Origin of the sequence: Chitinilyticum litopenaei DSM 21440 (assembly GCF_000428145.1) — a bacterium.
Taxonomy (GTDB): Bacteria; Pseudomonadota; Gammaproteobacteria; order Burkholderiales; family Chitinibacteraceae; genus Chitinilyticum; species Chitinilyticum litopenaei.
The window spans coordinates 1-13,758 of the sequence record NZ_ATZJ01000060.1 but is presented as its reverse complement, the minus strand read 5'-3'; the positions used below and the strand labels follow the sequence as shown (position 1 = coordinate 13,758).

The 13,758-nt window shown below is 55.7% G+C and carries 16 protein-coding genes; 2 read left to right on the top strand and 14 right to left on the bottom strand.

Annotation, left to right across the window (positions count from 1 at the left end; genetic code table 11):
• The 5 genes from C515_RS0115740 to C515_RS0115720 all read right to left on the bottom strand — a co-directional run.
• On the bottom strand, positions 1-189 hold a 189-nt coding region (locus C515_RS0115740; protein ID WP_028456303.1), incomplete at its 3' end, for a PriCT-2 domain-containing protein.
• Positions 186-563, bottom strand: coding sequence for a hypothetical protein (locus tag C515_RS0115735; RefSeq protein ID WP_028456302.1), 378 nt, complete (start codon positions 561-563; stop codon positions 186-188). The genes C515_RS0115735 and C515_RS0115740, both read right to left, overlap by 4 nt.
• A 306-nt stretch (positions 564-869) precedes the next feature.
• Entirely contained in the window at positions 870-1,184 is a 315-nt protein-coding gene (locus C515_RS21510) for a helix-turn-helix domain-containing protein (RefSeq protein ID WP_081687001.1), read from the bottom strand.
• Positions 1,185-1,187: 3 nt separating this feature from the next.
• Positions 1,188-1,424, bottom strand: coding sequence for a helix-turn-helix transcriptional regulator (locus tag C515_RS0115725; protein ID WP_028456301.1), 237 nt, complete (start codon positions 1,422-1,424; stop codon positions 1,188-1,190).
• Positions 1,425-1,904: 480 nt separating this feature from the next.
• Entirely contained in the window at positions 1,905-3,437 is a 1,533-nt protein-coding gene (locus tag C515_RS0115720) for a tyrosine-type recombinase/integrase (RefSeq protein WP_081687000.1), read from the bottom strand.
• A gap of 761 nt (positions 3,438-4,198) precedes the next feature.
• On the opposite strand from C515_RS0115720, the gene C515_RS23695 reads away from it, so the two are divergent.
• Complete coding sequence (locus tag C515_RS23695; RefSeq protein WP_158380848.1) at positions 4,199-4,963, top strand: hypothetical protein; 765 nt, start codon at positions 4,199-4,201, stop codon at positions 4,961-4,963.
• Positions 4,964-5,100: 137 nt separating this feature from the next.
• On the opposite strand, the gene C515_RS0115705 is transcribed toward C515_RS23695, so the two are convergent.
• On the bottom strand, positions 5,101-5,829 hold the full coding sequence (locus C515_RS0115705) for a M48 family metallopeptidase (protein WP_028456298.1): 729 nt from the start codon (positions 5,827-5,829) through the stop codon (positions 5,101-5,103).
• A complete protein-coding gene (locus C515_RS0115700) occupies positions 5,819-8,938 on the bottom strand; it encodes a type I restriction endonuclease subunit R (protein WP_028456297.1) in 3,120 nt (1,039 codons plus the stop codon). The genes C515_RS0115705 and C515_RS0115700 overlap by 11 nt, the downstream gene beginning before the upstream one ends.
• Before the next feature lie 91 nt (positions 8,939-9,029).
• On the opposite strand from C515_RS0115700, the gene C515_RS23690 reads away from it, so the two are divergent.
• On the top strand, positions 9,030-9,236 hold the full coding sequence (locus C515_RS23690) for a hypothetical protein (protein WP_144290494.1): 207 nt from the start codon (positions 9,030-9,032) through the stop codon (positions 9,234-9,236).
• Here C515_RS23690 and C515_RS21505 read toward each other — a convergent pair.
• The 7 genes from C515_RS21505 to C515_RS23185 all read right to left on the bottom strand — a co-directional run.
• A complete protein-coding gene (locus C515_RS21505) occupies positions 9,221-10,003 on the bottom strand; it encodes an ATPase (RefSeq protein ID WP_043649996.1) in 783 nt (260 codons plus the stop codon). The genes C515_RS23690 and C515_RS21505 overlap by 16 nt on opposite strands.
• Positions 10,000-10,245, bottom strand: coding sequence for a hypothetical protein (locus C515_RS0115690; RefSeq protein WP_043649995.1), 246 nt, complete (start codon positions 10,243-10,245; stop codon positions 10,000-10,002). The genes C515_RS21505 and C515_RS0115690 overlap by 4 nt, the downstream gene beginning before the upstream one ends.
• 50 nt (positions 10,246-10,295) lie before the next feature.
• Positions 10,296-11,219, bottom strand: a complete 924-nt coding sequence (locus C515_RS0115685; protein WP_028456295.1) for an endonuclease NucS domain-containing protein — start codon at positions 11,217-11,219, stop codon at positions 10,296-10,298.
• 4 nt (positions 11,220-11,223) lie between these two features.
• Complete coding sequence (locus C515_RS23195) at positions 11,224-12,099, bottom strand: Kiwa anti-phage protein KwaB-like domain-containing protein (RefSeq protein WP_081686999.1); 876 nt, start codon at positions 12,097-12,099, stop codon at positions 11,224-11,226.
• Positions 12,100-12,612, bottom strand: a complete 513-nt coding sequence (locus C515_RS0115675) for a KwaA family protein (RefSeq protein ID WP_028456293.1) — start codon at positions 12,610-12,612, stop codon at positions 12,100-12,102.
• The gene (locus C515_RS24400; RefSeq protein WP_081686998.1) at positions 12,609-13,550 is read right to left on the bottom strand and encodes a restriction endonuclease subunit S; all 942 of its coding nucleotides are present in this window, start codon (positions 13,548-13,550) and stop codon (positions 12,609-12,611) included. Before C515_RS24400 ends, C515_RS0115675 begins: the two co-directional genes overlap by 4 nt.
• 55 nt (positions 13,551-13,605) lie before the next feature.
• A partial coding sequence (locus C515_RS23185; protein ID WP_043649993.1) for an IS3 family transposase occupies positions 13,606-13,758 on the bottom strand: 153 nt, incomplete at its 5' end.

The window sequence follows — 13,758 nt, the reverse complement described above, 5'->3', positions numbered from 1 at the left end:
GCTCTTCCAGACGGCGCGGGCGGCCTTGGGCTGATAGTTGTCGGCGCTCTGGCTCCAGTCGTCCCAGAGGTTAAAGCCCGCCTCGCCCAGCTCGGACTTGACGGCCATTGCCATGCACACCCACGTGTCCCGGTCATGCGCCGGGATGTGCGCCAGTGCGGCGCGAATGTCGTTTGCGGGGTCTGTCATTCATCCCCCTCTGGCTGCTCGAATGCCTGTTCGAGATTGCCCATCAGGCCGATGATGAAACCGCGCAGCAGCTCTTGCTCATGGCTCAGGCCGGCGTGATTGCTCAGACCCAGCCGCGCCAGCAATGCGCCCTGGCAATGCCAGATCAGACGCTCCGGCTTGGACTTGGCGGCACGCACAGCAAACAGATAGGCCCCTTGGGCTTGCAGCTCGCCCAGCGTCGATGCGCCGAACAGCTCGCGGCGCTCGGCCATGTTGTCCACGTCATAGACCGTGGCGACACGCTCGGCAGACGCGGCCAGCGGGTGAAAGTCCGGCAGCGGGTTGAAGGTAATCGGGGTGGAATGGGATTGGGTATGGGCGTGACTAGGCATGGCGTGCGCCTCCTTCTTGGGGATGAACCCGCCTTCCGCTGCTAAACGGAGGGGGCGGGCAAAGGGCAGGGTTAGCAGACCGGCAAGAAGGAACCGGCAGGCACAAGGCCTCCCTACCCCTGCCCGCCATCGAAGGCACAGCAAGGGCTGCGGACGCGCACGGACGCTGAATGCGAACGGGCGTAAAAAAACCGCACAACGGTAAGGGCTGGCGGTCGTCCGCCTTCTCGTTCAGCCTGCTAAAGCTGGCTGCCTGATTGCAGGCAGCGGCGGCATTGTGCCCGACACGGGAACGGTTGGGAAGGCTCATGCTTTGGCCTCCCGAATCAGCGTGTACTTGGCAACACGGCCGTGCGGCCTGCCGTGGCTATCCTCTGCGTCGACCAGATCGGTGATGATGGTATGGCCCGCGTCCTTCAGCTCCTTGATGCGAGCGGCGGGCATCATCACATTGCAACGGTCGCGCAGCTCAAATGTCGTGCAGGAGCCGTTACGCAAGGCTGCCAGTACGCGCAGCCGTTGTGCCGCTGCTTCGGTGGCGGTAATCTGGCTAGGCTTTGCCGCTTCGAGACGTGTCACATCCGCCCCGCCTGCCAGCGGGGTTTTTTGTTTGTCGATCATGGGTCAGCCCTCCCCGAATAGCTCGGCCAGATAGGCGTCCAGATCAGTGGTCTTGAAGAGGGTTACGGCTGGTGACGGCTTCACCGGCTTCAGCTTGCCGGCGGCGACCAGTCGATTGAGCTGGGCGACGCTCACGCCGATGTAGGGCGCGGCATCCTTGGGGCGCAGGGCGGGCGGGAATACGCCGTACTTTGCCGCGAAGGTTTGCGCGACGTGTTTCACGCTTTCGTTGTGTTGCATGCGTACTGTTTCCTTTCGGATAGAGCGCACCCACATGAGACGGCATGACACGGCATGATACAAGCGTGATTGACCAGCAAACCAACACCGTGTAGTGTAATGTTCAATGCGAACACGCATTACGCCAGTAACGCCAATGCTCTTTGCCAGTCCCAGACGCAACAGCAAAGCCCTAGCCGATTGGCCTTGGGCTTTTTTGTCGCCGTCACAAACAAAGGATCGCCCTTGCCGGGGCAATCCTCTGTAGCCGTAGTCCCGTTTCATGCGGGCGCGGTTGTTAAAGCCGGCCCTATCGGGTCGGCATCTCGCGCCCGCGTAGTCAGTCCGCCAAGACTGTTCGACTACGCGGGCGTTTTCATTTGCCGAACGTTTGTTCGGTTTGAATGAATGCCTCAGATTCTAGCGCACTCTTTCCATGCTGTGTCATGCGTTCCGCAAAGTGAAAGGTTCGCATTCAGAACCATCCCGACAGCCAGGCCGTTACGCTCGCCGCAGCGCCACTACATTGTCAGCACGGGCAATGGCCGGCAATCTTCCTGCCTGACATTCCTCCAGCGCTTCACCCAGCGCATCCAGTGCAGCGCAGCGGTCTTCCCATTGCGAGAAGCGCATATAGCGCGACGTGACACCGTGGCCGTCTGCGTGCGCCAACACCCGCTTGATGGTGTCCCAATCCGCCCCGGTCACTTCGCAAAGCCGCGTCGCAGCAGTGCGGCGCAAGTCGTAGAGAGTCCACTTGCCAGCGCTCAGGTTGTAGCGGTCATAGTCCTGCCGCGCCCTTCGGCACTGCAAACGCTTGGCGAGCCGCATCTGAAAAACCGCATCGCTCTCACCATCCTGCTGATGGAACTGGCGGGCGGTAATATCGTTGCCGACGTTACTGCGCAGCACGTGGTCGTTCTCCTTGATCGGCGCAGGGAAGACAAAATCCCCGGTGCGGATCGCAGCCATCTGGCGCAATTGGGCTAGCGCAAAGTCGGACAGGTGCACGTGATGCATCTTCCGTGCTTTCATGCTGCCCGCCGGGAAAATGATCAGGCGCTTTTCCAGCACAACCCAATTCCAGCGCAAGCGCACGGCCTGGCTGCCCCGCACGCCGGTCGCCAACATGAAACGGATGATGCATTTGCCGGTGTCGGCTTGCGTGCTGGCTGGCAAGCGGTCGCGCAGCAGCTCCACAAGCTCGGCAAAACTCAGCGCCCTTCCCGCCTTGTCATCCTCGCCATCCTCACCGATAACGCCATCGCCATGCTTGGCAAGGTAGGCGGCGGCATCGAAGCTCTCGGCCTTCTGTCGCGCTTTCAAGTCTTTCGGCTTCGTAGGCGGATCAAGATCAAGCAGAGGATTGCCCGGTAGCACATAGCCCCGCGCCTTGCCCCATGCCGCAACCTGCCGGACAAAGGCCAATACCTTGTTGGCGGTCACGGCATTGCCGGCCAGCTTCATCTTGTCGAAGTGATCCAGCAGCGGCTTAGTGGTCACATCCTTGATCTTTATCGCACCGATGATGGGCGCAACATGGCAGCGCCAGTGTGATTGCCGTACAGCCCGCCAGTGCGCATCCAGCGTAGCGCCGTGCAATTCGTCCCACTTCTGATAGAGCACATCCAGCGTCGGCGCGGCAGCCTCAGCGGCCTCTGCCTGCATTACAGCGACAGCTTCACGCTCAGCAGCAAGTCGGGCGGCCTCCTCTTCTCGCTGCAAATCCTCTCGACCTTCCTGATCGCGTTGGCGCTGCGCCAATGGGTCAACCCCAGCCGCCACCAGATCGCGAAGTCTTTTACGCTCGGCTCGAACGTCAGCAAGCGACACCTCGGGCCACGAGCCACAGCCAGCCCCGCGCAACTTGTCCAGCTCAGGCGAGCGGAAGCGATAGGTAAACACGACGGACACCACTCCGGCGCGGCTGACCTTCACGACTCCCGTCAAATTGCCGCCATCCTTCACCCTCTTGCCAGCATCATCCGGCCTGATTGCCTTCAGCGTTTTTTCAGTCAGCAGATTCTCAGCCATTCCGTCGCACTCCAGTAAAAACCCGTGGGCTTATACACGGGCTTATACACGGGCTTATACAAGATTATGCGCTAGCATGGTGCACATGATGCAGCATGAAATGAAAACAAGCAGCAAGCCATTGATTTTATGAAGGTAAAAAGCAACACAGAAACCGCATGAAGCTGCATGAATACTGAAAAAACCAGTTTCCGAAGCTGAATTTCGCAGGTTCGATCCCTGCTGGGTGCGCCAATAAAATCAAAGAGTTGCAATCGCAGCTCTTTTTTTTCTGAACAAATCCAAACCCTTTCGCCTATCAGTACATACACCTGTACATACAAGCACCCTCGCCTTCCGTGTTTGCCGCTGCCTTAGCGGAGCCCAATCTCCCATGAGCATGCGAAGCGAAGCCCTCACCAATGCAATGACTTGGTGATGAACAGAGGTCGATATCTTCTTCAGGCACCCGATAGATCGACGGGTCAGTCAGACAAAACAATATCCTGGCCTCCGTTCACGCAGCGTCTTCATCTACCCCCACCAGCATCTCACTTTCAGTTCCATTCGGGTCTGCTGTACGGCTGCCACGGCCTGCCGGTTCAGCCAGTCCGCCGGAATGGTCGCCCTTTTGGCTTTGAACAACTTGTCCAGTGCCGCAACGTCACCTGCCGCACTTCAAGGTCTGTCATTGCCCCGCTCCAAATAAAAATCATATCGAGCGTATGTCGCCAAAAAGTCGATAGCAAGGTGAGTAAGCCTGCTCTTACGCCAGAGGACAAATAGCCAGCCTGGCACTCAAGTTAGACACGACCACGTTTCTGCCTCAACACATAGAGCAAATTTCGCCAGTGAACGCCATCCATCATGACCCGGTGTCAGGCATGATGCGCCGCTACTTCTGGTCGCCCGAGGACGAAGGCATTGCGGCGCTGGCCACGCCGTTGCACTGGTCCGACGATGATGCGGAAAATCTGCGGAACCTGCTGGAAGTCAGTTACGCTAATACCGTGGCACTGGCACCGGAGGCGCAAAATGTCCGCTATGACTTTGAACATCGACACTTTGTTAATCGAAGTGGGCACCGCCTTGTCAACGCTGACCTTGACGCCATCGCTGCGCGCGCTGCCGCTGGCTATAGCGACCGAGGACTGGGCGAACTGGTCGGCCGAGGAACGGCGCGCGGAGCTGCTGCACGTCCGAGGGGTCTTGTCGGAAGCGCGACGATTAAAAATGCGGCGCTGTACCGATCCCTGGTCGAACAGGCAGGCAGCCCGGCATCCCGGCGACTTGTACTGGATCAGCTTGTGCGCCAGCTTCGGCGGGACGGAGTAGACCCGGCGCTGGAGGGTATTCGCTATCGCCGCAGCGGCTATGCGGTCGCCCGCGACTGGCTGGCCGGGCAGGGGCAGCCTGGCGGCAAGCTGGCCCCGCGCGTGCAGGTGAAGCCGGGCACACCGCAGGAGGCACAGGGGAAATGGCGCAGGGTAAATCATAAAAACCAAGGCCTGGTCGAGCCGAAACTACAGGGTATTCTGCCCAGCTAGCATGGTGCGAGTCTGATCATTTATAAGCTCGCACAGCCTCGCACCATTCGCACCTTGGTCAAGTCTCTTGATAGCTCCACACTATTTATCGGCCCCCAGTGGGCGCAGAGTCGCAACTGACAAACCGGCCTGAAAATTCAGTAATCCCACTTCTCCGCCCCCAGCATGCCGTGATTAAGCTCATCACGCAGCAAGCGCCAGTTTGGCAGATGCTGATCCATCAGTGCCATGAAGCGCTGGTTATGGTGGCGCTCCTGCAGGTGCAGCAGTTCATGCACGATGATGAACTCGATGCAATGCAGCGGCTTTTTGGCGAGCTCCAGATTCAACCAGATTCGGCCGGTGCCGGTATTGCAGCTTCCCCAGCGCGTTTTCATCTTGCGGATGCCCCAGAAGGCAGGGGAAACCTCCAGGCGGGCAGACCACTCCTGCAATAAGGGTTGCGCCGTTTCCCTCAGACGCGCCCGATACCATTCCTGCAGAAGTACCTGGCGCTGTTCGGCGCTTTTTTCTGGCGAGCAATTCAGTAGAAGGCGACCACGCGGGTCCACGGTAATCTGCTGGGCTCCGGCCAGATGCAGGACACGCAAGCGGTACGGCCGGCCAAACACATAGTGCGTCTCGCCGGAAACCATCCGGCGTTCGCTTTGGCGCGGCTGGCTCTGGAATTTGGCCCGCTGGCGCTTGATCCAGCCCAGCTTGCCAATCACCGCCAGCCGGATGGCCTCGTCATTCACGGCCAGCGGCGCAGCAACCCGCACCCGCCCATCGGGCGGATACACGCCAAGGTGCAGATTCTTGATGTCCTTGCGGTCAATGGCAACGGAAATGCCGGCAACCACAATGCGGGGGCGATCAGAACTCATGTTGATGCTTGGCTAGTTCAAGCAGTCGTTCTACCAGCTCTGCCCGCTGCTCATCAGCCTGCACTTCAGGTTCGGCAACCCTGGTCACCAGGCCACCATTCTCCAGCGACCAGGCTTCCAGAGCCAGGTCGATGGCGATGCGGATTTTTTTTTGCTTGATACTGCTTTCGCGCCAGCCATCCTGCTTGCTGGCCATGATGACCTTGTGCAGCCGCAGCGCCAGCTCCGCATTGCCGTCCAGATTGTCGTACAACGCTTTTTGTGCAGGCGTGGTAACGCCGTCTGGATAGTTTTTTGTCCCTAGGGGATTCTTGGCCTGCTTGGTCAGCTCGACGACTTTTGCCAGATATTCCTGATACTTGATCGCCCCGTTGCGGCGCTGCTCGATCAGCGCATCCAGCAGTGCCGACATGGTTTCGTAGTACTTCGGGTTGATCGGTGACTCATCGATGATCAGCTTGCGGACGTTGTTTTCAATGGCCTCGGCCATGCTTTCTTCACTGCGGCGAATGCCTTTGGGCAAGGCATTCACGGCATCGGCTCCGCGCTCGACAATCAGCTGGATGAGCGACATATCGTCAAAGGCCGAAATCTGCACGCTTTCTTCCGCCCGGATATAGCTGTCGATCAGGTGGCGCATGGCGGGTTCGTACACCTTCAGATCGATGTAGTCGCCACTGAAAATCTTGATTTCGCCGCGCAGCTGTTCGAAATGTTCGACTTCCGCCCGGATGGTCGCAATTTCCTGGGGGCTGTAACCGGCCTCTTCGAGCTCGCTGGCGATATTGGCAAACGCACGCACCAGCTTGGAGGTCTGCGTATATAGCGACAGGCGCTTGCCCTCATTGAGCTTGAGTGCTTCCGCCGAACCATCGCCACAGAAAAAGCGCTGATACGCCGGAGCATCCTTGGGCGGCTCCACCGGCTCGCACAACGCCTTAATGGCTTCCCGCGCGTCTTCCAGATCGTTGCCGGCCTGTTCCAGCCGATTGCTCAGCAAGCCCTGCACATCGGCCTGGTCGTAACCGTCCAGTGCGCCACTGGTGTAGTCGCTGATCGAGTTTTCCAGCTGCTTGAACAAATCCTGGTAGTCGATGATGTAGCCATACTGCTTGTCCTCACCATCAAGCCGGTTCACGCGGCAGATGGCCTGGAACAGGCCGTGGTCGCGCATTTTCTTGTCGATGTAGAGGTAGGTAGCCGAAGGAGCATCAAAGCCCGTCAGCAGCTTGTCCACCACGATCAGCAGGCGCATCTGGCCGGGCTCATCGATGAATTTCTTCTTCACATCCTTTTCGAATTGCTCGGGATCGCGACCCGCCAGCATCTGCTGATAAATCTCGTACTGGCGCAGTTTTTCGGTCAACCCCTCGCCGGTCGTCTGCCCTTTCAAATCGGCAGGTGACGGCTTGTAGCTGGTCACGATAGCGCACTGCTCGGCCATACCGGCCTTGCAGAACAGCTCGTAGCATTTGCAAGCTTCGAAGATGCTGCTGGTCACCAGCATGGCATTGCCGCGCCCACTGGCCAGCCGATCCCGCATTTCCATGTCGAGCAGAATATCGCTGACGATTTTTTCCAGCCGGCTCTGGCTGGACAACACTTTCTGCATCGTTCCCCAGCGCGCTTTCAGCTGCGCCCGAGCCAGATCATTCAGCCCCTTGGTTTTCGCAGAAAACCACTGGTCGATTTTGCTCTGAGAGCTGATGTTCTGGTCGATGTCGCGGGCTTCATAGCGCAAATCGAGAACCACGCCATCGGCGACAGCTTCGTTGAATTTGTAGGTGTGGATATAGGGGCCGAATACTTCAATGCTCTTCTGCTTGTCGCTTTTCAGCAGCGGAGTGCCGGTGAAACCGATGAACAGCGCATTGGGCAGGATTGATTTCATTGCCTTATGCAGCTCGCCCGACTGCGTGCGGTGGCATTCATCCACGAACACATACAGATCGCCCTTGGGCGCGAAATCGGCGGGCAGGCTGCGCTTTACTTCCTCGATGTAGGCGGCAATGTCGCCGACATCCTCACCATCTTCCTTGCCACCAAATTTGTGAATCAGCGAGCACAGCAGCCAGGGCTGGGTGGCATTCAGCAGTGCAATCAGCTCCGCGCCGCTACCGGCCCGGCTGATGTCCTCGTTCACTCCCTTGAAAACCTTTTCGATCTGTTCATCCAGCTCGGTGCGGTCGGTAATGATCAGCACACGGGCGTTATCGATGTTTTCACGTATCCACTTGGTCAGCCAGACCATGGTGAGGCTCTTGCCGCTGCCCTGGGTGTGCCAGATGATGCCGCCCTGACGGCGGCGCAGAAAATCCTGTGCCTCACGCACACCGAAATACTGGTTCTGCCGGCAGAGTTTTTTCACACCGGCATCGAACACCACGAAATCGTGAATCAGCTCCAGCAGACGTGCCTTGCGGCAGACCTGCTTCACATGCCGGTCGAGCAAGTTGCTGTCTTCGCCCGCTTCCTTCCATTCCAGATAGTACTTTTCTTTGGTCTCGATGGTGCCGTAGCGCAACCCCTGGGTGTCGTTACCCGCCATCACCAACTGCATAGTGGCAAAGAAGGGCTGGATGAATTCCTTGCGCTGGTTATCCAGATTCTGCCGGATACCTTCGCTCACCGAAACCGACGAGCGCTTCAGCTCCAGCACGCCCAGCGCGATGCCGTTGATGTACAGCACGATGTCCGGCCGCTTTGTACTCGCCTTGGCATCAGCGCCCTTGACGGTGACTTCCTCGGCAATCGCAAAGTCGTTGGCTTCAGGCGTCTTCCAGTCAATCAGCCACACGGTCGGGATTGTGTCGGTCTCATCATCCTTCACCTTCACGCCATAGCGCAGCAACTCGTACACCGCCTTGTTGCGGTCATACGAAGAGAGCTGGGCATTGTTGGCCACCTTGCCAAACTCGGCAATCGCCCGCTTGGCCAAAGGCTCGCTGATACCGCGCTTAACCAGCCAGGCCTGCAGCAACTCCTGCTCGATATTGCGGTTGCCGTCGCGATATTCCCAGTTGCCGAGATAGCGATACTTCAGCTGCTCAACGAACAGTTTGACGATGCGGTTTTGCGTGGTGCGTTCGATCTGGCCGACAGAAGACATACTTTATCCTGTTAACACCTGATTATTTCTGTGGCCATCAACAAGCAGGCCTGTCATGTAAAATTGGCAACTACGGCTACCGGAAGCCTTCATGTCACAAAGCAAAGCGATGTCCAGTCGCAAACCTGTCAGCACCCAGGCGCTGCTTCGTGCCGTAGCCAGCTCAACAGCCATCGAGACCGGAAAAAACATTCAGCAGCTTGAGCAGCAGCTAAAAAAATCCATCTGCCCGCTTTGCCAATCTCAAGCTGGCTCGGTGATCTGCCACTCTGAAGTCTCCTTCTACTCAGCCGGGTAAAGTGGTGTCTCATCGGTCGCGGATGGCTCATCTTCAAAGTGATCCCAAAGCGCCTTCCTGAACCATGCTGGCATTTCCGGGCTCTTCAGCTCGATTTCCTCGCCATTGGTGACTTCGGCACCCCAGGAATGCTCCTGGTCATCGGCGGAGTTGTCGAAAATGTACGCGCGATTGCTGTAGGTGACGGCATCCAGCAGCAGTTCCAGAGAGCGGTAATAGCGCTGCCGGATTTTGTCTTCTGGCACCGGATGCCCGCCGGTCTCCACGCGATGGCTGACACGCGCGACATTGATTTCCGGGTCTTCGGTCGCCACGAAATACAGATAGGTGCGAAAGCCAGCCTGCTGCGCTTTGCGCAAGAATTCCACCTTATCGGGTGATGACATCACGCTCTCGAAAGTAAAGCTGATACCTTGGGCCAGCAGCTGCTGGCGGATAAAGTCGGCCAGTACCGAAGCAAAGTAGGAATTGATTTCCACCGCTTCGAAATGCAGGCGGTTATCTGCGAAACGCAGATTGTTCACGCTCTCCAGCATTCCTCCCTTGGCCAGCAGCGTCGAAGTGCGCAAGTAATCCAGCAAAGCATCTTCATCGACCACCAAGCCAAAATCAGAGAAATCGATCAGGGTATTGGCCCGTAGCCCTTTTTCTATCTCGTCCGGGTTGATATACACCCCGATCCATTCTTCATTGAGCACGTTCTTCAGGGTGCTTTTGCCAGAGCCATTTGGCCCGGCAAACAGGCGCAGGCGCGGGGTGGTGCTCATGCCTTGACCTTGCGCACGCGCCGGGTGCCAACCGTGACCTGGGTCGGAGCGGCCAGTTGGCGGATCACCCGCTCGCTGCCATCGGCGTGGGTTTCCACCAGTTGCCCCTTGCGTGCGACCAGCACCTTGCCGCTGACGGTCAGTGCATTTGCATAGGCTTGGGCAAATGCGCCGCTGGCCAGTTTCGGAATCCTGGCCTCCAGCGTGCGCATGGTTTTTTCATCCAGAACGCGTTTTGTCATGGCGTACTCCTGTCAAATCGGGCTTTACCCTTGATCCTGCATTGTACTACTCAGCTTTTCACCAGCTTGAAACTGATCTGGTAGCGATAAAAATCCACATTCGGCACCGCCGTCAACGCCCGGCGCAGGCGGGGGTCGTCTTCCAGTGCGATGATCGCGCCGCGTACGCGCTGGGTGGGTTCGGCCAGCTCGCTCATCACGTAGCCCATATAGCGCAGCACCTGGCCGACCACGGCATCGCTGGCGCGGCCTTTTTTCAGCTCCACCACCAGTAACTCCTGCTTGTCCTTGCTGATCGCCAGAATGTCCATCGGGCCGGTGTCGCTGGGGTATTGCTGGCCAATCAGCTCGCCGTCTTCGCTGTAGATGTCATACCCCTGGCCTAACTCGGTCTGCGCCCAGTTGGCGACCAGGAATTCTTCCAGATGCTTTTCCAGCGCAAAGCTTGCCGGGTCTTCCACCTCCGGGTCGGTGCTCAGCAAGGTGGGCGCAGCCTGCGTGCTCAGCAGCGATTCCAGCTCGCTGGCGTATTTGCTGATGGTGCTGACCGTGCCAATCGAGCCGCAAGAATTGCGCAGCGCATCGCTCATGTCACTGCGGGCGATTTCGGCAAACCAGCGCACGGCACGGCGGTGCGGCAGCACGCCACCGGGCACATACTGATAATCGCCCAGCACCTCGGCCACCCGATACGCGCCCAGGCCATCCGGGCACAGCAGCACATCACCGCTGCGGATGCCCTTCGCCACCGTCCACAGCGCCCCGCAGGCCAGACCCGCTGCCACCTTGCTTTTGCCTGGATTCAGCGCCTGCCACTGCGGCACGAACTGGTGATTGAACACCCGCCAGTCTTCGCCAAGGTGGGGCTGCAAATCGAAATGCAGGTCGAAATCGGCACCGATGAAGTTGCCGGCGAAGCAGTCGGCGGCGTGGATGGAGCCCTTGCCGAGCATGAGGCGGTAGTAGTTTTTCATCAAATCAGGCGGGTCTTTTTGAATTGGTTATATACGTATTTTGCAATAACGGCGACTTGTAGTAGTCCTCATCCAAAAAACGCAGCAATTCCTTTAGCTCCTTCTTGCCCTCTGGAATAATAATTTTCTCAGTTCCATTATCATTAAGAATGTCGAGTGGAATTCCAAACTCAGCAGCAACCGCCCGAATCTCTTTCATTGGGACGTTCTCAAGAATCCCGCTTTGCGATATGAGCCATAGTTTTCGGCGCACCCAGGCATCTGAATTTTCAGCCAGTCGCTCGGCGTTCGATACCGATATGCTTTCCAAAGTTGAAAACTGTTGAATATCAACATCAGTTGCTTCTTTATAGTAAGTGCTCAAGTCGAAAATTTGCTTTATAAAATGAAAGCTGTGAAAGCTAAGTTTAGACCCAACAAGCACACCCGCAAGCTTGGAGTCTATTGTCAATCCAATCCCTTCAATTTTCTTATAGACATTGTTGGAATGGAAAATTGACAGGCCATTGGTTGATATCACACGCCTTCTATCAAAGTACTGAATTATAACTTTGATATTTCCATCATCCATCCTGTAGCCTGAGAAAAGTGCTTTAATTGATCCAAAAAGCTCTGGGCTTGGATTTACCTCAGGGATATTTAGTGGAGCATCAATTGCACTGGCCAAGTCATCGATATCGTCAAAATCATTAATCGTAAGAACTTCACCAAAATCCGGCTTGTACTTGCCATCAAAAGCAATCTCATCTTGAATGTTTGCACTAAACTCAGCCTCTTGAGACTTGAGGAGCGTCGTTAGGTCTTGCTGGACGTCTTGAGAAAGAGAAAAGCGAAGCTTTCGATTTGCAGGGTCATCAGTTAGGGCAAAAAGGTTAAGCATTTAATAAACCTCCATGAGCATTGCTCCTGATATTTTCTTGACAGATTTTATCTGCTTCGGTTCTAGAATTTCCCTACGAGAGATCAACGTATAAACAACACCCGAAGACGACTCAACCTTGTAAAAACGAAACCTCAACATCCTTAACAATGGATGAGCAGGCAATGAATTAATCAGCCACAAAATCACAAACAAAACAATAAGAACAGACGAAATCGAGCCGACCGACAAGTCAGCCGCCCTCAATAAAAACGGCAGAATATAACTACCAACAAAAGCAAGAAGCATAAAGTCATTCTGCTCGACTTTCTTGATGTCAACAGTAAAAAACTCGCCTTGTCTCTCAACAAGCCTCAATACAAGAAATGGCAATGCCGACCCAATCACCCCAACGATCGCCAGTGTAATGACTTCAGAGGTTAAACTATGTGCATCATATTTAACCCAGGCAATGCTTAATAGTGCAGGTGAAAACGCAGTAATAAATAGCAATGTTCTTAGCCAGTTTCTCATCTCACTAACCTCGTTTTCCCCGTAAGAAGCTCTTGCATCATGCCCAGCTTGAGAAAGCGGGTTTTGTCGCGACGGGCTTCGAGAGTGGTGATTTCGGCGTCCATCTCAGTGAGGATTGTTGAGATCGCATTTTGCTCGTCACGTGAAGGCAAGATCAGTTTATAGGCTTTCCGGATGATGCTTGGGTGTGCTTTGGATGTGTAATCAAATCGCATGTTTCCATGGAGAAAATCAAGTTGAAACGCTAAAAATCTACAGTTAATTTGCGCAGAAAAAACTCTAATGAATCCACAAACATTTGTTACAGAAAATCTATGCGGATGTCGATAAAAAAAGTCGCCACCACCATCAACCGACCATGTAATCAATTCCTCTTCAAACATGAATTTTCCGTAACAGCCAAACAAGCCACCTTGTTTGACAGATGACGAGTAAATTGGGTACTCGCCTGGCGAATTTTCAATATCTTTTTTGGAAATTACATTCCCACGAAAGAGACGCAAGAGTCCTTTCCGCTCTAGCTCTCCTAGCTCTGCTACTTCCCACTCCCCGTCAAATCCTGGCAGGCGGGTTTGGCCGGTGAGGAGTTGCTGCATGGCGGCTTGTTTGAGGTCGCGTTTTTTGGCAATCAGCGCGTCGAGTTGGGTGAGCAAGGCATCGACGTTGGAAAGGACTGAGGCGATTTCCTTTTGTTCTGTTTCAGGAGGCAAAGGGACTTGGATGTTCTTTATTATTTGCCCACTCAGATTCTCTTGCCCACCTGAATTACTTGCATTTCTAATTTTTTCGTATTGACTTGATAGGAAATGAAATATATACTCACGATTAATTTTATTGTTTAGAATAATGGATGCGCACGCTTGATTTGTCGATGCCTCAAAACCAAGAATTGCAACCTTACCTCGTGTTTTGCCTTGTCCATACAGCGCCAAAAGCAAAGTCCCAGAAGGGAGTAATGAGGTTACCCGCGCTTTCCGGCTACCAAGGTAGCGGTTATGCGGCCAGCTTTTCTCGCTCCAGCCAGGCTGCGTAATGGGTTGCCGGTGATTCGTAATTCAGCGACGAATGCCGGCGCTTGCGATTGTAAAACACCTCGATGTAATCAAAGAGATCTGCCTTGGCTGCCGACCGGGTCGCGTAGCGCCG